The sequence below is a fragment of the Acinetobacter sp. V102_4 genome (assembly GCF_031799005.1).
GTDB lineage: Bacteria > Pseudomonadota > Gammaproteobacteria > Pseudomonadales > Moraxellaceae > Acinetobacter > Acinetobacter calcoaceticus.
This window is the reverse complement of record NZ_JAVQNR010000032.1, coordinates 45,078-66,974: the sequence shown is the minus strand read 5'-3', so window position 1 is coordinate 66,974 and position 21,897 is coordinate 45,078. Positions and strand designations below refer to the sequence as shown.

Genomic DNA, 21,897 nt, shown 5'->3' with positions numbered 1-21,897 from the left:
ATTGTATGATCGGACAAGTTTTAGTGGGTTTAATTGCAATATTACATGTCTATATTTTAGTGTTAGAGATGTTTTTGTGGGACAAACCCTATGGCATGAAAGCCTTTGGAAATAATGCAGAAAAAGCAAAACTCACCAAAGTCATGGCACAAAACCAAGGTCTTTATAATGGCTTTTTGGCAGCGGGTTTATTCTGGGCTTTATTTGCAGATGCACCGTTTGCGACATCAATTGCCAATTTCTTTTTAGGTTGCGTGCTCATTGCAGGTATTTATGGCGGACTGACAGCCAGTAAAAAGATTATTTATATTCAGGCAGTTCCAGCACTGATTGCTTTGGTCGCTGTTAATTTTCTCTGAAAAGCGCACAATACAGCGTTTTGATATGGAAATGACCAGATAGGATAAGCGCATGTGGGCGTTATTTTTAAAATGTATGTTGGGGGCTGGGGTTGTTCTCATCATTTCGGTTTTATCGAAAAGTAAGGCATTTTATATTGCAGGTTTAGTCCCGCTTTTTCCTACATTCGCTTTGATTGCTCATGTGATTGTTTATCAGCAAAAAGGAGCTGAGGCTTTACAGAAAACAGCTCTGTTTGGCCTATGGTCACTTATTCCATATGCCATTTATTTAGTGGCGGTCTATGTACTTGCAACGCGTCTGTCGATGTGGTCATGTCTAGGTTTGGCAACACTGTGTTGGGTGGTTGCCGCGGCAGGTTTAATTTATGGCTGGCAACTATTTCAGCATTAAAAGATTAAGAGATAGCCCTTAATCTTTTAAATTGAACTAGCTTTATGACGGATCGATAACGCGGGTTTTGAGCATCCCTTCAACTAAATTGATCATCTTTTGGCGAGAAAGAATTCGAGGTAATTGAGACGTCAAATAGTTGCTACATCCCACCACAACAGTTGCTTTATTCTTATCTAATGCTTTAACCGTTGCAGATACAACATCGTCGACTGTAGAGCTTTTCATGCCACTCGTATCGGCATTTGCCACCTGAGTAAAATTGGTTTCCGTATTGCCCGGACAAACTGCCAGAAATTTAACACCCGAAGATGCATATTCTCCTGCCAGCGCCTCAGTAAATTGTAATACGTAAGATTTACTTGCCCCATAAACAGCAATGTATGGGAGAGGTTGGAATGCTCCTGTAGATGAAATATTAATCATGATGCCTTTTTTGTTAGCAAGCATATGAGGCAAGAATAAATAACATAAAGACGTTACGCTGCTGATATTCAGCGTGATCATTTCTTGATAGGTAGATACAGATTGATCTAGGAATTTAGTCCATTTTCCAAATCCTGCGTTGTTAATTAAAATTTCTACCGATAATTTTCTAGCCTGCACTTCATCAAATAATATTTGAGCTGAATTGGATTGAGCTAAATCTAAAACGATAACCTCAACATTTACGTTATATTTTTTTCTAAGTTCATCAGCTAAATCATTCAGCTTTTGTTCGGAGCGTGCAGTCAAAATTAAATGAATGCCTAAAGATGCAAGTTTTTGAGCATAGGCTTTGCCTATTCCTGAAGATGCTCCTGTAATTAATGCTGTTGAATTTTTAAATGTAGAAAGATGAGCGCTCATTTTATTTATCCGTAATAAACGAAGTCATTACGATAAACCTTTACCCTAAGGTCAGAGTCAAGCACTAATTTTGAAAGCTATTTCAAATTTTAATGGGTTGTTTTAAGCCGAAATTTTATTGGTCATATAAGTATGAATAATCTCATTCTCCAGTTGCTTTAAATCTTCTTGTAAACGAGTTAATGCTGCTTTTTGCTCAATAATTTGTTGATTCTTTTTATGAATGAGCTGTTGTGCAACTTCTACAGGAAATCGATTATTTTTATATTTTAAAGCAGACAAATCATACAGTTCTGAAAGGCTAAATCCGACAGCTTGCGCGAGGCGAATCATCTTAACTGATTGAACATCAATCGCTTCATAAATACGATAATTTCCCTTTCTTTTTGCCACAGGTAGCAAGCCTAATTTCTCATAATGCCGAATGGCTTTAGGAGTGGCTCCAGTTAAAGATGCTAATTCGCCGATATACATATCTGTCTCGCATTTTAGTGAAAATCGATCAGAGTATTGAACCATCTGACCGATTCTTTTGAAGTTTTAAATATGATCTAAACCTAACCATTGTCTTTTGTGGTAGGCGCTATCCCAAAATAACCACTCAAGTTTTGCACCCATGGTGTATGCGGCATGCATTTTCTCTAAAGTATCAGCATCACAACGTGCTGCAACTTTATCAACTGTCGCAATCACATTACGAACGGCGGTATGGAACTCTTCGCCTGCATAGGTATCAATCCATGCCTGGTAAGGATTATTTGGAATTGATTTGTTTACAATATCTTTACCGACTTCGGCATAAATCCAGAAGCAAGGTAACAGTGCTGCAAGCACCACAGGATAACTCTCAGACCAAGCAGTTGCGGTTAAAAATGAAGTGTAATGATGGCCGGCCAAAGTTAATGGCGTATTTTTAAATTCTTCTTTGGTTACGCCAAAATTTTTCATGAAGTCATCATGCAAACTGCGTTCAACCACAATTGCAATTTTGGCTGCATCTGAAAATTGCATAATATCGTCAGCTTCAAAAGCCTTTGCTGCTGCAACGGCTAAAACGCGGCCGTAGGCAACAAGATATTGAGCATCTTGAATCACATAATGACAAAACGCTTCTTTATCTAAAGTTCCACTGGCAAGTTCCTGATTAAAAGGAAGGTCGAGAATTTTTTGATATAAATTTAAATTGCGTTGCCAGAGTTCTTGAGAAAAAAGCATAAAACCATTCCATTTAAAATAAGACGTGCAAAACAGGATTCTAAATCAATTTTAAAATACAAAAATAATAATGGCACTTATATCTTAGGAAAATATTTAATACGATTAATGAGTTAATTGAAATTCATAAATTTCTTTATTTAACATAGGGATAAAGTAAGCGTAATAACGGCACAAAACGACATCATTTTATGGTGAATTATCGATATAATAGCCGCGTTTTTAAAGAAAGATTAAGTTTAATTCTTGGCATAGGTCTGATCCATGAAGCATTTCCGATTTTCGATATTTTTTACGGTAGTGTGTTTAGCACTATCCGCGTATTGGGGTTTTACCCATGGACCTGAAGCTGGCGTGTCTACCATGCTTAAAGCTTTAACGATTACAGCCATTTTAGCTGTGATGGAGGTTTCTTTATCTTTTGACAATGCTGTTGTCAATGCATCGGTTCTGCGTAATTGGGATCCTTTCTGGAAAATGCTGTTTTTGACGGTGGGTATTTTAATCGCCGTTTTTGGTATGCGTTTAATTTTCCCAGTGGCGATTGTTGCCGTGACTGCGGATATGGGAATGATTGAGGTGGCTAAATTAGCACTCAACGATCCAAAAACTTACTCTGAACGTTTAATGGCCCACCACGCCGAGATTTCAGCTTTTGGTGGAACATTCCTATTATTAGTTTTCTTAAACTTCTTCTTTGATGAGGAAAAAGAAACTCATTGGTTCAGATGGCTTGAAGCTAAACTTTCTAGCTTAGCTAGCGTACCTGCAATGTCTGTTTTTATTGCCCTAATCGCGATGTTAATTATGGCAGCCAATGTTGATGAATCGCAGCGCCTTGTTGTGACTATGGCTGGTATTTGGGGCATTGTGGTTTATATCGGTGTAGAAGTATTAAGCCATATGTTAGGCGGTGAACCTGAAATTGATGAAGATGGCAACGCCATTATGAAAGATGGATCAGGCGCCTCTTCTGGTGTAGTTAAAGCGGGTATCGGTGGCTTCTTATATCTAGAAGTATTAGATGCATCTTTTAGTTTTGACGGTGTGATAGGTGCATTTGCAATTACCAGCGATGTTGTCGTGATTATGCTTGGTCTTGCAATTGGTGCTATTTTTGTCCGTTCAATGACAGTTTATCTTGTTGAAAAAGGCACGTTAGATGCTTATGTGTTCTTAGAACATGGTGCACATTATGCAATTGGTGCTTTAGCATTCATTATGATTGCAAGTGGTACAGGCGTACATGTACCAGAAGTGGTAACAGGTTTAATTGGTGTAGCATTTATTGTTTGGGCTGTATTTGCTTCAATTCAATATAGTAAACGCCATCCACATTCGTCTTAAGCTAATTTTCAGTAAAGATGTTTAAAATAAAGAGGCTAAATGCCTCTTTATTTTTTTAAGCTGAAATCGTTAATTTAAATAAGGTGTCCCGTATTTTTAGAAACGAATCGGCTTATAATTTGCCTAGTTTGATAAACGTGTATTGATATGATGAATGCTTTGGAACGTCGCTCAACTTTTGCCTTAAGTAGTATTTTTGCGCTACGCATGTTGGGTTTGTTCATGATTATTCCTGTCTTTTCTGTAGTCGGGCAGTCATATCAATATGCGACTCCAGCACTCATTGGTTTGGCTGTGGGTGTCTATGGTTTAAGTCAGGCGATTTTACAGATTCCATTTAGCTTACTTGCTGACCGTTTTAGCCGTAAACCTCTCGTGGTGCTTGGCTTGTTACTTTTTGCTATTGGTGGTGCTATTGCCGGTTTATCTGACACGATTTATGGCGTGATTATTGGTCGTGCCATAGCAGGTGCGGGTGCTGTTTCAGCAGTCGTGATGGCACTTTTGGCAGATGTTACGCGTGAAGAGCAGCGCACTAAAGCCATGGCTGCCATGGGCATGAGTATTGGTTTGTCTTTTATGGTGGCTTTTAGTCTTGGACCTTGGCTCACAAGCATTGTAGGTATTTCAGGCCTATTCTTTGTCACGACCATTATGGGCTTAATCGCGATTTTGATGCTCTTGCTTGTACCTAAAGTGACTCGTCATCATCGTAATTATCAGCAAGGCTATATGGCGCAGCTTAAGCAAGTCATTCAAATGGGTGATTTAAACCGTTTGCATGTCTCGGTTTTTGCATTGCACTTACTGCTTACGGCCATGTTTATTTATGTGCCTTCACAGCTCATCGAGTTTGCACATATTCCTTTAGCAAGTCATGGTCTGGTGTATCTGCCGCTGTTAGTAATTAGTCTATTCTTTGCATTTCCAAGCATTATCGTGGCTGAAAAATATCGCAAAATGCGAGGTATTTTCTTAACGGCAATTACAGGGATTATTGCAGGTTTGCTGTTACTCATATTTGGTTATCAATCAAAATATGTATTACTCGCAGGCCTAGGTATTTTCTTTATTGCGTTTAATGTGATGGAAGCATTATTGCCATCGTGGTTATCAAAATGTGCTCCAATCCAGTCAAAAGCAACCGCTATGGGTGTAAATGCCAGTAGTCAGTTTTTAGGTGCTTTTTTTGGTGGCACACTAGGTGGTCAATTATTGATGTTACATAATACTGCGATTGGATGGAGTGTCTTAACAGGGATTGCTATAATATGGTTGCTAATTAGTTTTGGTTTAGCTCAGCCGCGGTATTTGTCATCTATTGTGTTGCCATTGCCGCAAGTGCAACAGGTGAATGAGTGGACCACACAGCTATTGGCAATTCGTGGTATAGAAGAAGTTGTGGTAATGCCTGACCAGCAAGTTGCTTATATTAAAGTCGATAAACAGTCACTTGATGAGGCTGCGCGACGTGATTTAACGCAGTTGTTCGGTAAAGAGGTAGCCATTTAAGCATAACTCTTATAAAGTAAAACATAGAAATGTATAGGATGAAGACAGCTAATGCGTGGTGTAAATAAGGTTATTTTGGTTGGTACTTTGGGTCGTGATCCTGAAACAAAAACCTTTCCAAATGGGGGTTCGTTGACTCAATTTTCGATCGCGACAAGTGAAGCTTGGACCGATAAAACTTCAGGTGAGCGTAAAGAACAAACAGAATGGCACCGTATTGTTTTGCATAACCGTTTAGGGGAAATTGCTCAGCAGTTCTTACGTAAAGGTTCTAAGGTTTATATTGAAGGTTCATTACGCACGCGTCAGTGGACTGATCAAAATGGTCAAGAGCGCTATACAACAGAAATTCGTGGCGAACAGATGCAAATGTTAGATGGTCGTCAACAAGGTGAACAAGGGTTCGCTGGCGGCAATGATTTTAATCAACCACGTTTTAACGCACTTCAACAAGGTGGTAATGGTTATCAAAATAATAATAACCAAGGTGGTGGTTATAACCAAAATAGTGGTGGCGGCTATGGCAGCAACCCAGCAGGTTTTGGTAATGGTGGCAACAGCCCGCAAGGTGGTGGCTTTGCTCCTAAAGCACCACAACAGCCTGCGTCTGCACCAGCTGATTTAGACGACGATTTACCGTTCTAAGCAAAATTTTAAAAAAGGCGAGTTTATCTCGCCTTTTTTATTACTCAATTCCAAGCAAACGTAACAGTGCTGTACCAGCGGCTGCCAAGCAAATTACCAATAACAGCGGTACTTTTTTCCAAACTAATAAAAGCGCAAATCCAACACCCAATATACGCGCGAATCCCGCAAAATCTTGGCCTTCAAAAAATGTCGTCGTGACCGCAATCGCACAGAGCAAAACAGTTGCGCCGTTTGACAGTAAAACTTGGTATTTTTCAGAAAAAGTAAACTTAGCACCTAAGTGAAAACCAGCAAACCGAATCCCATATGTTCCAAGTGCTAGCAAGCCTATGCCCAAAATAATGAGTAATTGTTGATTCATTTTTTTCTACCAAATATTAAGCCAAAAAGTGAAAGCAGAATTGGAAGTCCTGAGGCCAAAAAAGGTGTGGTAATCAGTGCCAAAGTTGATCCAGCAAATGCAGCTTTTCGAGTAGATTTATTTTTTAAAGCATTAAAAGTAAGTGCAATTAAAATGGCGGGGAAAATTGCATCTAAGCCAAATGTTTTCGGATCTGGAATAGCAGTTCCAATAAAATAACCCGCAGTGACACCGAGAGGCCAGCTCAGCATGATGCATATACCACATAGCCAGTAAGCGGCTTTTTTAGTCTCAAAATCAGGCTGTGCCATGCCAAACAAAACGCTTTCATCGTTCATGATATGGGCCCCAAAATATCGAGAGAATTTACCTCTGATTAATTCATTGACCGCAATACCAAAAGGTAAATGCCGTAAATTGACGAGTAGTCCTGCAATTGCAGCAGCAATCGGGCTACCACCTACTGCTAAAAAACCAATAAAGATAAATTCAGCAGTTCCTGCGAGCACAAATACTGATAGGCAAAGTGGGATCCAGAGCGCTAAGCCATAGCTCGCTGCGAGTGAACCTAAAGACATACCAACGATACTCGTCGCTAGACACACAAAGAAAATCGAGCGGGTGGTGTCTTTACTAAGTTTTTTAATAAGAGAGTATGTGGTCATAGCATGATATAACGAACGATTTTCCATTATAATGAATAAGTCTGATTGTTTTGTCAAAACGAACGATCGTTTTTTTTATAGAACGGATGTGGTGAATGTCTCAGCCAATTGAAATTATTGCCAAAGGTTTAAACCGTGAACGCCAAAGAGCGGGGCTTTCTTTGGCAGAGGTTGCTCGTCGTGCAGGTGTTGCCAAATCTACACTTTCACAATTAGAGGCAGGGCAAGGTAACCCAAGCATTGAAACCTTATGGGCACTTTGTGTTGCACTAAATATTCCTTTTGCGCGTTTGATGGAAGAGCCAAGCAATCAGGTACAAGTCATTCGTTGTGGAGATGGCCCAACCGTTAGCTCTGAAATTGCTAATTACAAAGCGATTTTGTTGGCGACTTGTCCACCACATGCACGTCGAGATGTGTATTTACTGATTGTTGAACCGGGTGAAGACCGTCTTTCAGAACCACATCCAGTCGGTTCTGTGGAGCATATTATTGTGGTGGAAGGAAAGGCTCTGGTTGGTCTAATTGATGAGGCAGTTGAACTCAGTGTTGGAGACTATATTTGTTACCCTGCCGACCAGAAACATATATTTAGAGCTTTAGAAAAAGGTACGAAAGCTTTATTAATTTCTGAGCAAAACTAAATAATTCCAATCTAATTAAAGTAAAACTTATTCATTTTTAAAATAAAAACTAAAAACATTTACCTACATGCAATCTAAAAAGAGCCAATTTTGCGTATAAATTTTGCAATTGGCTCTCTCTTTTATTCCAAAAATGGCTCTCGTTTCTTCAGGGCCGAAACGACAAATTAAAGCCATTGGAAGTATGCATACGGAAGCGCCGGATAAGCTCAGTGAATTTTCTGTTTTAGGAATTGGGCAAAACGGCTAAATTTTTAGGGGATATAGTTGGCTTCGGAGGATTTCCGAGATTGGCCGATATCCTCCATATATTAAGGAAAATGATATGGCAGCTCATCAAAATGGTTCTGAAGCCAATCACTCCCAAAGTTTAAAACATGGACTTAAATCACGCCATCTAACGATGATCTCAATTGCAGGGGTTATTGGTGGTTCTCTATTCGTGGGCTCAGGTAGCATTATTTACAATACGGGCCCTGTTGTTTTTCTAACTTACGCTTTGGGTGGTCTACTCGTTTGGTTCATCATGCGGATGTTAGGCGAGATGGCCGTTTTAAACCCTGATAGTGGCTCTTTTTCAACTTACGCAGACCGTGCGATTGGTCGTTGGGCAGGCTTTTCAATTGGCTGGTTGTATTGGTGTACTCTCGCAATGCTCATGGGATGGGAAGCTTATGTGGCAGGTAAAATCCTAAACAATTGGTTCCCGTTTATACCAATCTGGGCCTATATGGTCGTGGTCATTGTCGCATTGGTCGTAGTCAATTTACAAAACGTGAAAAATTATGGTGAATTCGAGTTCTGGTTTGCGCTCATTAAAGTTATCGCGATTGTTATTTTCCTTGTGATTGGTAGTTTGGCCATCATGCATTTATGGCCGTGGGGTAATCCGGCTGCTTCTGGTATTAGTAACTTAACCTCTCAAGGCTTTATGCCAAATGGAGGATCATCCGTCATTACCGCCTTGCTTGGGGTCATGTTTGCCTATATTGGTGCTGAAATTGTTACTGTAGCGGCGGCAGAATCGGCAAATCCCTCTAAAGAAATTCGTAAAGCTTCTAACTCAGTGGTTTGGCGAATTATTTTATTCTATGTGGGTTCAATGTTTGTCGCGGTATGTTTAATTCCTCACAACAATGAACTTTTGAAAGATTCGACTTGGGGAACCTATAGCGTAACGTTAAGTGCACTTGGTATTCCGGGGGCTCGCCATATTGTGAATTTTGTGGTGTTAACTTCGGTATGTAGTTGCTTTAACTCAGCACTTTACACGTGTTCACGTATGTTGTTTTCTTTAGCTAAACGTGGTGATGCACCGAAAAGTTTTGGTTCTGTGAACAGTAAAAGCAGCCCGTGGGTTGGCGTAATTGTGTCATGCTTTTTCTCTGTGATTGCCGTGATTTTAACTGCAACCAAGAGTATGGATGTTTATGACTTTTTCATGCTAACGACTGGCGCGGCAACACTGTATGTGTATTTGACCATTGCTTATTCGCAGCTTCGTATGCGTAAAAAACTAGAAGCTGAAGGGGTGAAAATTGACTTTAAAATGTGGATGTTCCCTTATCTGACTTATGTGGTGATCTTTGCAATTATTGGGGCAATTCTCACCATGCTGATTGAAGGTACATATTTTAAAGAAGTAATTTACACCACAGCATTGTTCGGCATTATTGTGTTCTTCGGAATATTGTCGGAAAAACTGGGTTGGGGTAAAGACCGTAGAACAACTCATCTCACTCATACTCAAGAAGAAAAGTTAGTTTAATATTTTAGAAATCAAAAGAGCCTCTTTATGAGGCTCTTTTTTATTCAGTATGATGAGATTAAAGAATTAATTCAGGGTTGATACACCTGCTTCACGTAAGCACTGGAGTAGCACACCAAAAGCCATCACCATGTCTTTTTCATTGACGCAGGCAAAGCCCATGAGCAAACCACGTTGCGCGTGGGCATGTGATTGCATGTAATACTGTGAAAGTGGGCGAACTTTAACACCCCGTTCAAGTGCAGTGGCTGCAATCGCGACATCATCGCAAGAGTTTGGTAGTTTTAAAACCAGATGTAACCCTGCTGCTTCATCGTATTCGTGGATAAATTCAGGCCCTAGATAGCGTTTAATAAGGCTCACTAAGTAATCACGCCGTTTGCCATAGAGCAGACGCATACGACGAATATGAGCTTCATAATGGCCTTCACGAATAAATTCAGCTAAAGCTTTTTGTTCGAGCAAATGTCCACCACGATAGAGTTCAGCTGCCACAATCCGTAAGGGTGAAAAGAGCGGCTTAGGCACTACCAAATAGCCAATTCTTAAAGATGGATAAATGGTTTTGCTGAACGTGCCCATGTACAGCACTGGCGCATCATTTTCTAAACCTTGTAAAGATGGATACGGCTGGCCTGAGAAACGGAACTCACTGTCGTAATCATCTTCTACAATCCAGCTATTGTGCTGGCGGGCAATTTCAATCAATTTGCGTCGGCGATCTAGGCTTAAATGTGAACCGAGTGGATATTGGTGTGAGGGCGTGACAAAAATGAGTTTAGGTGGTTTAACCGGATTTTCTTCGGGGATAATACCTTCGGCATCGACTGGCATTGGTTGAATATCAACGCCATTAATACGTAAAGTATTACGCATTCCCCAATAGCCTGGATCTTCAATCCAGATCCGGTCACCAATGTCACTGAGTGCACGTGAGACTAAATCAATCGCTTGGTGAATACCTTCGGTAATAATAATCTGGTCAGCATCGCACTGGACTGAACGGGCAACCCGTAAGTAGTCTGCCAAGGCACTTCGGAGTTCAATACATCCGCCCGCGTTGCTATAGATAAGGCGGTTAATGTCTGGCTCACGGCTTAATTTTGCTTGAATACGGCTAAAAATATGATGTGGAAACTCGGTAACGTCCGGAGCTCCTGGTACAAATGCACCCCATTGATGTGGAGACGCTGCTGCATAGCCTAATAAATTTGAACCACGCTGTGATAGTGCATAAGAGTTTTGAACCTTATGAATATTAGTTTTCTTTTTTTCATTCTTTGTATTTAAAAAGCTTTCGGGTAGTTTCTCTGCAACCCATGTGCCATGGCCTGTACGTGCTTCTAAATAGCCTTCAGCTTGTAGTTGTTCGTAGGCAGTAAGAACTGTATTTCTCGAAACATGAATTTCACTGGCCAAATCCCGTGAAGCGGGCAAGCGCGTTTTTGGTTGAACCACTCCATCAATAATGGCAGCGCGTAGACAACGAAAAAGTCGCTGATGGAGTTTACCCTCGATGTCCTGTTGGAGCCGTTGTAACAAATGATCTCCAAGTAAACTACGCAATTGGCTCTCTCCTACAGTTAAAAAATGGCTCTCGTCAGTTGCCGCTAGACGAGCGAAATTACATGCATAGGCAGTTGTTGTAAAGCACCCTGAAAATTAAGCACAGGATGTAAAAACCAAAGCTGCAACTGATGATGAAAATATGAGGGAATCAAATGGATAATCAACATTCTGCACTTAACGCACGTAAACAGCAAGCAACTCCACGTGGCGTAGGCGTGATGTGTCAGTGGTACGCTGAAAAAGCTGAAAATGCCACGCTTTGGGACAAGGAAGGTAACCAATTTATCGACTTTGCTGGTGGTATTGCGGTTTTAAATACAGGCCATCGCCACCCTAAAGTAATTGCAGCGGTAACTGAACAATTAACTAAATTTACTCATACTGCCTATCAAGTTACACCTTATGAGAGCTATGTCGCTTTAGCTGAGCGTATTAATGAGCGTGCACCAATTGCAGGACCTGCCAAGTCTGCTTTTTTCACAACAGGTGCAGAAGCAGTTGAAAATGCGGTGAAGATTGCCCGTTGTTACACTGGTCGTCACGGCATTATCACTTTTGGTAACGGTTTCCACGGTCGTTCATTCATGACGATGGCAATGACAGGTAAAACTGCGCCTTACAAACGTGATTTCGGTGTTATGCCAGCTGGTGTGTTCCACGCACGTTACCCTGTGCCTGCAAAAGGTATTTCAGTAGACGCGGCAATTGAAAGTGTTGAAGATATTTTCAGTGAAGATATTGCACCGCATGATGTTGCAGCGATTGTGCTTGAGCCAGTACAAGGGGAAGGTGGTTTCCATGTTGTACCAGCCGAGTTCTTAAAACGTTTACGTGCTATTTGCGATAAGCACGGTATTTTATTGGTAGCAGATGAAGTTCAGTCTGGTTTTGCACGTACTGGTAAATTGTTTGCAATGAACCATTACGAGACTAAAGCTGACTTGATCACCATGGCGAAAAGCTTAGGTGGTGGTTTCCCAATTTCGGGTGTAGTTGGTCGTGCAGAAGTGATGGATGCACCAAATCCAGGTGGATTAGGTGGTACTTACGCAGGTAGTCCGATTGCGGTTGCTGCTGCGCACGCAGTGATTGATGCGATTGAAGAAGAAAACTTATGCGACCGTGCAAATGAGCTAGGCGCTGAGTTGGTTGTTTCGCTTAAAGACATTCAGCAAGCAACAGGCAATGTAGTGACTGATATTCGTGCATTAGGTTCAATGGTTGCAGTAGAACTAGAAACTGCTGAGCAAGCAAAAGTTGTACAAAACTATGCAATGGAAAACGGGTTGTTACTTCTTACTTGTGGTAAATACGGTAATGTAATTCGTTTCTTATATCCATTAACCATTCCTGCTGAGCAATTCCGTCAAGGCCTTGATATCCTGAAACAAGGTTTTGCGACACTCAAAGCAGGTAGTGCAAAAGCGATGGAGCAATCTGCATGATTCAAAACAATTTGCAGTATTTATTAAAACATCCTGATATTTCATTAGAAGCGCCTGCATCAAATGATTATATCGAGGTAAATGATGCTGCTACGGGTGAAACTTTGGCATGGGTGAAAACCTATGACCGTGCAGGGGTTGAAGCCGCAATTAACCGTTCAGCAAAAGCGCAAGCTGCTTGGAAAAAGCAAACTGCCTTGGCTCGCGCTGATGTGTTATTGGCATGGTACAACCTCATGCTTGAGCACAAAGAAAATCTGGCACAGATTTTAACTGCTGAGCAAGGTAAACCATTGGCAGAAGCACGCGGTGAAATTGGTTATGCAGCATCATTCATCCGCTGGTTTGCCGAGCAAGCTCGTCGTGTGGATGGTGAAGTGTTAACACCAACCTTGCCAAACCAACGTCTTTTAGTGATTAAACAAGCGATTGGTGTCACTGCTGCAATTACGCCGTGGAATTTCCCGGCTGCCATGATTACGCGTAAAGCAGGTCCAGCTATTGCTGCGGGTTGTTCAATGTTGGTTAAGCCAGCAGAGCAAACGCCGTTAACTGCCTATGCACTTGAAGTTTTGGCATTACAAGCAGGCTTACCAGCTGATGTTTTAATTAACATTAGCGGTGATGCGGTTGAAGTGGGCAAAACCTTATGTGAAAGCGATATCGTTCGTAAATTAAGCTTTACAGGTTCAACACAAGTTGGTCGTATCTTGATGCAACAATGTGCGCCAACCATTAAAAAGCTTTCACTCGAGCTAGGTGGTAACGCACCAGTTGTAGTATTTGACGATGCCAATCTTGAACAAGCAGTTCAGGGCATTATGTCAAGTAAATATCGCAACAGCGGTCAAACATGCGTTTGTGCTAACCGTATTTATGTCCAAGATGGTATTTACGATGCTTTGGCAGAGCGTCTGGTTGAAGCTGTGTCTAAGCTTAAAGTCGGTGATGGACGCCAAGAAGGTTCAACTCAAGGGCCTTTAATTGATGAAGATGCGATTGCAAAAGTTCAGTCTCATATTGCAGATGCAACTGAGAAAGGCGCAACAATTCGTATTGGTGGTCAACGCTCGGCACTTGGTGGCACATTCTTTGAACCAACAGTTTTAACTGGCGTAACGCAAGACATGAAAGTGTCTAAAGAAGAAACCTTTGGTCCGCTTGCACCACTGTTCCGCTTTAAAACTGAAGATGAAGCCGTAGCAATGGCGAACGATACCGAGTTTGGTTTAGCTGCTTATTTGTTTACACAAAGCACAGCTCGTCAATGGCGAGTAGGCGAAGCACTTGAGTACGGTATGGTCGGCATTAACACGGGCGCAATTTCAAATGAAGTTGCTCCGTTTGGTGGCGTAAAACAGTCAGGTCTAGGCCGTGAAGGTTCAAAATTCGGCATTGAAGAATATGTTGAAATGAAATACCTCTGCGTAGACTTATCTGAGTAAGGAGCAAAGCAAGTTCGTTTTGTTCTTAACGAAAACATGCAGTTATGCTGTATGTGATGTTTCACAAAAACCGGTCATGCCCATTCATGACCGGTTTTTTTTAGATAAGATCTGGACTTAGCGTGCTGAGTCTAAAACTTCGCTATTTTTAATCACTTCTTGAGCTTTGGTATAGCTTTCAATCAGTAGCTGATAAGCAGGGAAAATTTGAGTATAAACTTGTGCCCATTCAAGTGCGTCATCTCGATTCCATGTTTTTTGAATTTCAGAAGCAACTGCTGCCGTATCCATAGGAACTACACCAGCTTGAACAACACGCGCTAACGTAATTTCTTCCGCCATTTTGCTATAAGTTCCTGAAGCATCAACCACTGCAAAAACTTTATATCCTTCTGCAACCGCGCTAATTGCTGGAAAAGCCATACAAACGCTGGTAATTGTCCCTGCAATAATAAGAGTCTTACGGCCAGTAGCCTTTACTGCGGCTACAAATTCAGGATTGTCCCAAGCATTGATTTCACCTTTACGGGCGACATATTGTGCATGAGGTGCATTTGCGTGAATTTCTGGAATAAGGGGGCCATTTGGACCTTGTGGGACAGAAGCGGTTGTAATCACTGGAATATTCGACAAGCTTGCGATTTTAGCCAATGCTGCTGCACGGGCACGTAATTCGGTCATTGGCATGTCTGCTACAGTTTGAAATAGACCACTTTGATGATCGATCAAAAGCATGACTGAATCATCTGGATCGATAACTGGACGCTGACCATTGAAGTTTGCTGGAGTTGTCATTGTTATATGCTCTGTTGGGTGAGGGTGTAATTCATATTACAAATAGGATAAATATCGAAAAATATCTAAAATAGAAATCATTGTCATGCATGAAGAACAATATGGTATGTTTTATATTCAGCTTGCTGAAAAATACACTGTGATTAATATGTGATATGTCAGGATGACCAGATGAAAGACTTAAATGACCTCTTTTTTTTCGTAAAGATTATTGATTGCGGCGGTTTTTCGGCTGCAAGTCACGAGTTGATGGTGACCAAGTCTTTATTAAGCCGACGTATGGCAGAACTAGAAAATCGGCTTGGTGTGAAGTTACTCAATAGAACAACCCGCCAAGTTTCAATTACTGAGGTGGGCAAGATTTATTACCAACACTGTAAGGCAATGCTGATTGAAGCAGAGGCAGCAGAAGAGGCGATTGAATATTTAACATCGGAACCACGTGGCCTAATTAAATTATCTTGTCCCACAAACTTACTGCACATTAATGTGAGTGAAATGCTCAATGAATTTCTGGCGCTTTATCCTAAAATTAAACTACATGTAGAGGCGACAAACCGAAGAGTCGACCTGATTGATGAAAGGTTTGATCTGGCCATTCGAATTCGGCCTTTACCTTTGCCTGATAGTGATTCTATTGTTCGTGAGCTGGCTTTGGCTCGGCAGTTTGTTGTTGCTAGTCCGAATTTAACCAGTCGATATTTTTCAATCTCAAGACCTGAGCAATTAGCCGATTGGCCTATTTTAATGATGGAATCTTTTGCACCCGAATATGCATGGCATCTTTATTCTCAAGACCAACAAGAGGCCACAGTAAAATGCTACCCTCGGTTCACCACTACGGATTTAACCGCTTTAAGAAACGCCACGTTACAAGGATTAGGGGTAGCAAAATTACCAGAACTTGTGGTCTATGAAGATCTTGCTAAAGGAACACTCGTGAACGTACTGCCTGAATGGCAATTTCCTCCTGAAATGATTCATTTGGTGTATACAAGCAGGCGCGGATTGTTGCCTTCAGTAAAGTTGTTAATTGATTTTCTTGTAGAAAAGTTTAAAGAACTTAAACAGAATGCATCTGTTCTCTACTAAAAGAAGTACTCAATGCATTATGAAAATGAATAACCTTGAGCACTTTCTGGCAAACGTCGCAGTTCTTCAATCAGCGTTTCAATGAGTTTTTCGACCACAAGACGTTGGCCTTTTCTGGACACATAAACCAGTTGTAGCATACCAATATTTGACTTCCAGTCAGGAAGAATATGAATAAGTTTGCCTTTACGAATTTCAGATTCAACGGTTAAAAAGGGAAGGTCGGCAATACCTAAACCATCCATCACGGCATAGTAGACACCTGCCAGGTCATTACTTTTTATTCGTGGTTGGTAAGGCACATCAACCGATTCGCCATTACGAATATTGCATAAATGCCAAATATAACTTTGCTTTTGGGTTCCCAAACTAATACTTGGAAAATCGTGTAATTCTGAATAATGTTCAATGGTGCGACCTTGAAGTAATTCAGGCGCGGCAACTAAGCAATGATCGGTTTTAATCACATCACGAACAATTAAATTCGAATCTTCATTGGGTTCGAAATTGGTCCGAATCGCGAGGTCGATGTCATCATGCAAAATATCAACTCGACGGCTTGTAAGCTCGAGTGATATTTCAACTTTAGGGTAGGTTTTTAAAAACTGATTTAAAATTTTTCTAATTTGAAAATGCATCATCAGAGGTGGGCAACTCACTTTTACCAACCCTTGGGGTTCACTTTTTTGCTTTAACAAAACGTTTTCTGCACACTCAACTTGAGCAATAACTTTGCAGCATTCTTCATAAAACTCTTGGCCCAAATCGGTCACTTTAAAATGGCGGGTTGTTCTTTGAATCAGGCTGACATTAAATTTATTTTCAAGGTCAATAATACGTCTGCTGAGCTTTGACTTACTAATATTTTCGGCGTCGCTGGCCGCACTAAAGCCGCCGTGTTTTACGACCAAATAGAAATAATAAAAATCATCAAAAGAGCTTATCAATTTCAGATCAATCCATTTAAATGCAAGATTAGAATGCTTAAGCACTCTAATCTTGGTTATGTCATTATTTTTGCGATGTATTAAAACTATAGCTGGTCATCAGGTTACGATAATCAGGAATATGATTTGAGAATAATGCACCTAAACCTTCTACATCATTACGCCAGTCACGATGTAACTCACATGCCATACCGAACCAAGTCATGAGCTGAGCACCTGCTTTTGACATACGGTCCCAAGCAGCGTCACGTGTTAATTCATTGAAAGTACCAGAAGCATCGGTAATCACAAACACTTCAAAACCTTCTGCGAGTGCAGCTAAAGCTGGGAATGCTACACAAACCTCAGTCACTACACCTGCAATAATCAGTTGTTTTTTACCTGTCGCTTTTACAGCTTTTACGAAGTCTTCATTGTCCCATGCATTGATTTGACCAGGACGTGGAATAAATGGTGCATCTGGAAAAAGCTCTTTTAATTCTGGAACTAAAGGACCATTTGGACCGTTTTCAAAACTTGTGGTAAGAATAGTAGGTAAATTGAAATATTTCGCAGCATCTGCAAGTGCTAATACATTGTTTTTAAATTTATCTGGATCGATATCTCGAACTAAAGAAAGTAAACCTGCTTGGTGGTCAACTAAAAGAACTGCAGCATTATCCTTGTCTAAACGCACGTAATCTTGAGCCATTTTTTATTTCCTCATGTTATCAAAATGAATGATGAAAAATTATTGAGTAGGTCATCATTGCCTAAAATTATGCTAGTTGAGTTTTATGTTGTGATTAAGTCTAAAAAATAGGATTAAGAATTTTAAAAATAGGACGATAGCCAGAACATATTCTGAAAAGGCACGATTGTCTCATAGATGAAATAATGTGTTGCTAATCCTGATCTATAAACTGCAATTATTGAGGCGTAAAATCAATCCTAGTTCAAGAAAATCCTACATATATAGGAGAGATCAGATGAAGAAATTTCTTGGTGCATATCAAAATAACCAGATGCATTGGGTGGGTGACGGTTTCCCTGTATATAACCTGTTCTCTTATGACCGTTTAGGCCAAACCCTAAGCCCATTTTTGTTACTGGATTATGCAGCACCTTATACCTTCTCACCTACGACCGAGCAGCAAGGTGTAGGTTCGCATCCTCACCGTGGTTTTGAAACCGTAACGATTGCCTACCAAGGTGAAGTGACGCATAAAGACTCAAGCGGCGGTGGCGGAACTATTAAAACTGGTGATGTGCAATGGATGACTGCGGGTGCAGGCGTGTTACATGAAGAGTTTCATTCTCCTGAATTTGCAGAGCATGGCGGTCTTTTTGAGATGGTGCAATTGTGGGTAAATTTACCTGCCAATTCAAAAATGACTCCTGGAAAATACCAAGCGATTGAAGCCAAAGATATTCCAGATATTGCACTAGACGAGCATGGTAGTCACTTGCGTGTGATTGCAGGTGAATATGCAGATGAACAAGGTGCTGCAACTACATTTAGTCCACTAAATGTATGGGATGGCAAACTGGTTAAAGGCCAAAAACATACCCTTTATGTGCCTGAAGGTCATACGACGCTTGTTGTGGTGTTAGAAGGGGCCGTTGTGGTTAATGACTCAAACCGTCTTGAAGGTAAAACCGTTGCGATTTTATCTCGTGAAGGCGTTGAGTTCACCCTAAATGCAGAAGAAGACACTAAATTTTTGGTGTTAACAGGTCAACCGCTTAATGAGCCAATTGAAGGTTATGGTCCATTTGTCATGAATACCAAAGCTGAGATTATGGAAGCGATTAATGATTTTAATCGTGGAAAATTCGGTTCAATCATGCAAGAAGGATAAATCGCTCGCGATTAACCGTTAAAGCAAAGTAATAAAAAGCCCGCTATCAAGTGTGAATAGCGGGCTTTTTCGCTGTAAAGGTTCTGTTTTTATGATGGTTGGCATTGTTGTTTCGGCATTGTTTTGTGTGATTGGGTTCTCATTATTGTGATCTCATGATATCCCAAAAAAAGATAGTTGTAAAACAAATGATATAAATATAGTTAAATTATCTTATTTATTTAAAAGATTTTTTTAAATTTTCAAAGAATATAAGGTTTTATGTGCTTATTTGGTTTTGTAAGAAAATATAAAAAAAGAGATGAGTAAGAAACTAAATATTTTGTATATAAATTGATGCAAAAAATAAAAATCTGGTAGTTTTTAATACGGTGTTTTTTTAGGGTATGAGTGATAATCAAAAAAATTCTCGAAAAATGGGACATCATTTTGAATATCGCAATTATTGGCAGTGGAATGGCAGGTCTTGCGGCAGCAAGAATTCTGAAAGATGCAGGACATACGATCACGATATTTGAAGCACTTCCTGGCCGAGGAATGGATAGCCATAGTATTGAGTTCGATGGTGGAATTATTGATGCACCACTGCGTGTTATGAATCCACATTTGTGGAAAAACACACTCAGCCTTGCTGCTCATTTAGGCATTAAAACCTTTCCAGTTCGTACTTATATGTCATGTAGCTGGTTATTTGAAGACCGTACTGAAACATGGTTAACCACATCTCGTAGCCGTATTGGTAATTTCCCAATTATCAATAACCGTAAAGGTATCCAGCAATATGGCTGGCGTCTTGTGAAAGGGATGTTGCAATTAAAAACAGCAATCCACCAGTTTTTCAAATCTAAAAATCAAGATATTACGCTCGCTGAATTTATTAATCAGAACGATATAGAAGAAGTATTCTGGCATGGTGTGGTAATGCCAGTGCTATATACCATTTGTACTTGTAACCCAAAAACAATTGGCGACTGGCCTGCAAAAAATCTACTTGAGTTTTTACGTCACTTAACTGATGGCGACATGCTGTTACGTATGAAAGGTGGTACACCTGCATTTGTAGATAGCTTAATTAAAGATATCGACATCCATAGCGGATCGGCTATTAAAAAAGTTGAATTACAAGGCGAAAAAGTACTGGTTGAAAATAGCCAAGGTGAACAGAATTTATTTGATCGCGTGATTGTTGCAACACCAACATCTAAAATCGATGAGTTTTTAAACCCTGAACAATTTGCTGAAGATATGAAGCTGCTGAAGCAATTCCGTTTTGAGCAAGGCGATCTTGTGATTCATACAGATGCCACAGTAATGCCACCACGCCGTAAAGACTGGTCGGTGCTTAGCTATATGATGGATCGTAAGTTTACGCGTCAGCAATTCACAGTTTGGATGAATGCAGTTGAACCAACACTGGTTGGTAAAAATCCTGTATTCCAGACTTGGCGTCCAGTCACTGATATTGACCCTAAAAAAGTTATTTCAAAAGTGACCTTAACGCGTGCAGTAGTTGACTCGCAAACAATTGCTTTAAATAAAGAATTGCAACAACGTCATTTAGACTTAAACCGTAAAGTATTCTACTGTGGTTCATGGTCATGTGATGGCTTGCCAATTTTAGAGTCAGCCGTTACTTCTGCAATGCACATTGCTGAAATTTTAGGCGCACCTTTACCATTTGTAGGTTTAAAACCTCAGGTTGAAGTTGCTCCTGAGCTCGGTTACTAAAATTGTGAAAACAAAAGTTCGAGCAGCTCTTTCTAAACTCATTCCTCATAAATATGCAATCGATGCATCAAGCTTGGGAGATGATGGAGAGCTTGCTTGGACAAATTTGGGCTTTTGGAAAAATACTCAAAACTATCGTGAAGCTTGTTGCCAATTGGCTGACCATTTGGCACAAGCTGTCAATTTAAATTCAAAAGATTATCTCTTAGATTTAGGCTGTGGACAGGGTGCAAGTTTAATGCACTGGTTACAACACTATCAGCCCAAAAGCCTTAGTGCAGTTGAACTACAATCTAAATGTGTTAATAAAATTCAAAAACTTATTCCTGAAATAAACCAGATTTTCTGTGGTTCATTTTTAAATTTAAAACAATTTGAATTTAAACAACGCTTCGATGTGGTGTTGTGTATCGACGCGGCTTATCACAGCAATTTAAATTCATTTCTAGATTCAGTCACTCCAGTTTTAAATTCAAAAGGCCGATTAGGTTTTCATTACTTAATGAAAGCTGATTCATGTCAAAATATGACAGTCTTACAAGAACAAAAGTATCGCTATCTGCTTAAAGCAGCAGACGTGGTTTGGGACAATGTGCCAAACGAGAAAACGCTAAGAAATGCCTTAGAACAACAAGGTTTTGTCGATATTCAAATTGAAGATTTATCAGAACCTGTATTACTCGGTTTTTCGCAATATATTCAAAATCAACAAGACCAAAACCAAAGCCGTGGGTTGGCAAATTTTAAAATTCAAATGACTGCAAAGTTATGCCAACAACTCTATCAGGCTGGATATGTACGTTATATTCAAATTACAGCAATAAAAAAATAGGATGAGCTATGTCAGCTAAATATCAGGGATCGTGTTTGTGTGGAGCAGTGAGCTACCAAAGCGAAGCAGAGCCACGTTATAGCTTTAATTGCCATTGTCGAGATTGCCAGAAGGCGACAGGTTCGGCCTATGCGCCAATTGCTTTTTTTCATCAATCTGAATTAACAGTGAGTGGCGAGCTTAAATATTTTGAGACTTTAGGTTCTTCTGGTCGTTCCATTAAAAGAGCGTTTTGCCCGACTTGTGGTTCTCAGCTTTTTGGCTTGCCTGAAATTGCCCCTGAAATGATTTCAATACGTGCAGGCACTTTAGATGACCCAAGTCTCTATCAGCCTAGGGCGGAAGTCTTTGTGAGCCAAGCCTATAATTGGGATACGCTCAACCCAAACCTTAGACATTTTGAAAAAATGATAGAGAAGAGAAAAGAAGGTTAATAAATAT

The 21,897-nt window shown here is 40.3% G+C and carries 23 protein-coding genes; 14 read left to right on the top strand and 9 right to left on the bottom strand.

The features are described from left to right. The first annotated feature begins 5 nt into the window (after positions 1-5). On the top strand, positions 6-359 hold the full coding sequence (locus RMB13_RS02915) for a DUF1304 domain-containing protein (protein WP_004639914.1): 354 nt from the start codon (positions 6-8) through the stop codon (positions 357-359). A 52-nt stretch (positions 360-411) separates the two neighbouring features. Further along, positions 412-753 (top strand): GlpM family protein, encoded by a 342-nt coding sequence (locus tag RMB13_RS02910; RefSeq protein ID WP_003654014.1) that lies wholly within the window; start codon positions 412-414, stop codon positions 751-753. Between the two features lie 42 nt (positions 754-795). Here RMB13_RS02910 and RMB13_RS02905 read toward each other — a convergent pair whose 3' ends face one another. The 3 genes from RMB13_RS02905 to tenA all read right to left on the bottom strand — a co-directional run bounded on the left by RMB13_RS02905 (position 796) and on the right by tenA (position 2,817). Continuing rightward, positions 796-1,602: an SDR family oxidoreductase gene (locus RMB13_RS02905; RefSeq protein WP_311084374.1), complete on the bottom strand. Its 807-nt coding sequence runs from the start codon at positions 1,600-1,602 to the stop codon at positions 796-798. A 102-nt stretch (positions 1,603-1,704) separates the two neighbouring features. Beyond that, the gene (locus tag RMB13_RS02900; RefSeq protein ID WP_311084373.1) at positions 1,705-2,076 is read right to left on the bottom strand and encodes a MerR family transcriptional regulator; all 372 of its coding nucleotides are present in this window, start codon (positions 2,074-2,076) and stop codon (positions 1,705-1,707) included. Between the two features lie 66 nt (positions 2,077-2,142). Continuing rightward, complete coding sequence (gene tenA / locus RMB13_RS02895; RefSeq protein WP_005044207.1) at positions 2,143-2,817, bottom strand: thiaminase II; 675 nt, start codon at positions 2,815-2,817, stop codon at positions 2,143-2,145. A 264-nt stretch (positions 2,818-3,081) separates the two neighbouring features. Here tenA and RMB13_RS02890 point away from each other — a divergent pair, with 264 nt between their 5' ends. The 3 genes from RMB13_RS02890 to ssb all read left to right on the top strand — a co-directional run bounded on the left by RMB13_RS02890 (position 3,082) and on the right by ssb (position 6,321). Beyond that, positions 3,082-4,164 (top strand): DUF475 domain-containing protein, encoded by a 1,083-nt coding sequence (locus RMB13_RS02890; RefSeq protein WP_311084372.1) that lies wholly within the window; start codon positions 3,082-3,084, stop codon positions 4,162-4,164. Between the two features lie 147 nt (positions 4,165-4,311). Beyond that, entirely contained in the window at positions 4,312-5,676 is a 1,365-nt protein-coding gene (locus tag RMB13_RS02885; RefSeq protein WP_311084371.1) for an MFS transporter, read from the top strand. A gap of 51 nt (positions 5,677-5,727) precedes the next feature. Further along, positions 5,728-6,321 (top strand): single-stranded DNA-binding protein, encoded by a 594-nt coding sequence (gene ssb, locus RMB13_RS02880; protein WP_311084370.1) that lies wholly within the window; start codon positions 5,728-5,730, stop codon positions 6,319-6,321. 40 nt (positions 6,322-6,361) lie between these two features. Here ssb and RMB13_RS02875 read toward each other — a convergent pair whose 3' ends face one another. After that, positions 6,362-6,685, bottom strand: a complete 324-nt coding sequence (locus RMB13_RS02875; RefSeq protein ID WP_017388641.1) for an AzlD domain-containing protein — start codon at positions 6,683-6,685, stop codon at positions 6,362-6,364. After that, a complete protein-coding gene (locus tag RMB13_RS02870) occupies positions 6,682-7,377 on the bottom strand; it encodes an AzlC family ABC transporter permease (RefSeq protein WP_311084369.1) in 696 nt (231 codons plus the stop codon). Before RMB13_RS02870 ends, RMB13_RS02875 begins: the two co-directional genes overlap by 4 nt. 68 nt (positions 7,378-7,445) lie before the next feature. Between RMB13_RS02870 and RMB13_RS02865 the strand changes: the two genes are divergently transcribed. Beyond that, the gene (locus RMB13_RS02865; RefSeq protein ID WP_005044199.1) at positions 7,446-7,994 is read left to right on the top strand and encodes a helix-turn-helix domain-containing protein; all 549 of its coding nucleotides are present in this window, start codon (positions 7,446-7,448) and stop codon (positions 7,992-7,994) included. Between the two features lie 325 nt (positions 7,995-8,319). Continuing rightward, positions 8,320-9,762, top strand: coding sequence for an amino acid permease (locus tag RMB13_RS02860; protein ID WP_045433636.1), 1,443 nt, complete (start codon positions 8,320-8,322; stop codon positions 9,760-9,762). Between the two features lie 66 nt (positions 9,763-9,828). Here RMB13_RS02860 and RMB13_RS02855 read toward each other — a convergent pair whose 3' ends face one another. Beyond that, on the bottom strand, positions 9,829-11,328 hold the full coding sequence (locus RMB13_RS02855; protein ID WP_198078417.1) for a PLP-dependent aminotransferase family protein: 1,500 nt from the start codon (positions 11,326-11,328) through the stop codon (positions 9,829-9,831). Between the two features lie 155 nt (positions 11,329-11,483). Here RMB13_RS02855 and gabT point away from each other — a divergent pair, with 155 nt between their 5' ends. Together gabT and RMB13_RS02845 are read left to right on the top strand one after the other, a co-directional pair. Further along, positions 11,484-12,776, top strand: a complete 1,293-nt coding sequence (gabT, locus tag RMB13_RS02850; protein WP_017391017.1) for a 4-aminobutyrate--2-oxoglutarate transaminase — start codon at positions 11,484-11,486, stop codon at positions 12,774-12,776. Next, the gene (locus RMB13_RS02845) at positions 12,773-14,221 is read left to right on the top strand and encodes an NAD-dependent succinate-semialdehyde dehydrogenase (RefSeq protein WP_311084368.1); all 1,449 of its coding nucleotides are present in this window, start codon (positions 12,773-12,775) and stop codon (positions 14,219-14,221) included. Before gabT ends, RMB13_RS02845 begins: the two co-directional genes overlap by 4 nt. A 117-nt stretch (positions 14,222-14,338) precedes the next feature. Here RMB13_RS02845 and RMB13_RS02840 read toward each other — a convergent pair whose 3' ends face one another. Beyond that, entirely contained in the window at positions 14,339-15,016 is a 678-nt protein-coding gene (locus tag RMB13_RS02840; RefSeq protein WP_003653987.1) for an isochorismatase family protein, read from the bottom strand. 171 nt (positions 15,017-15,187) lie between these two features. On the opposite strand from RMB13_RS02840, the gene RMB13_RS02835 reads away from it, so the two are divergent. Further along, positions 15,188-16,108, top strand: coding sequence for a LysR substrate-binding domain-containing protein (locus tag RMB13_RS02835; RefSeq protein WP_080027954.1), 921 nt, complete (start codon positions 15,188-15,190; stop codon positions 16,106-16,108). A 17-nt stretch (positions 16,109-16,125) separates the two neighbouring features. On the opposite strand, the gene RMB13_RS02830 is transcribed toward RMB13_RS02835, so the two are convergent. Further along, the gene (locus tag RMB13_RS02830; RefSeq protein ID WP_311084367.1) at positions 16,126-17,100 is read right to left on the bottom strand and encodes a LysR substrate-binding domain-containing protein; all 975 of its coding nucleotides are present in this window, start codon (positions 17,098-17,100) and stop codon (positions 16,126-16,128) included. Between the two features lie 19 nt (positions 17,101-17,119). After that, positions 17,120-17,746, bottom strand: coding sequence for an isochorismate family cysteine hydrolase YcaC (gene ycaC / locus RMB13_RS02825; protein WP_003653981.1), 627 nt, complete (start codon positions 17,744-17,746; stop codon positions 17,120-17,122). A 277-nt stretch (positions 17,747-18,023) separates the two neighbouring features. Here ycaC and RMB13_RS02820 point away from each other — a divergent pair, with 277 nt between their 5' ends. The 4 genes from RMB13_RS02820 to RMB13_RS02805 all read left to right on the top strand — a co-directional run bounded on the left by RMB13_RS02820 (position 18,024) and on the right by RMB13_RS02805 (position 21,890). Beyond that, positions 18,024-18,896, top strand: coding sequence for a pirin family protein (locus RMB13_RS02820; RefSeq protein ID WP_311074483.1), 873 nt, complete (start codon positions 18,024-18,026; stop codon positions 18,894-18,896). 429 nt (positions 18,897-19,325) lie between these two features. Then, positions 19,326-20,624 carry an FAD-dependent oxidoreductase gene (locus RMB13_RS02815; protein WP_044425777.1) on the top strand — a complete coding sequence of 433 codons (1,299 nt, stop codon included), beginning with the start codon at positions 19,326-19,328 and terminating at the stop codon, positions 20,622-20,624. Positions 20,625-20,628: 4 nt separating this feature from the next. Next, positions 20,629-21,456 carry a class I SAM-dependent methyltransferase gene (locus RMB13_RS02810; RefSeq protein ID WP_311084366.1) on the top strand — a complete coding sequence of 276 codons (828 nt, stop codon included), beginning with the start codon at positions 20,629-20,631 and terminating at the stop codon, positions 21,454-21,456. Between the two features lie 8 nt (positions 21,457-21,464). After that, positions 21,465-21,890, top strand: a complete 426-nt coding sequence (locus RMB13_RS02805; protein WP_213074632.1) for a GFA family protein — start codon at positions 21,465-21,467, stop codon at positions 21,888-21,890. Positions 21,891-21,897: the final 7 nt, after the last annotated feature.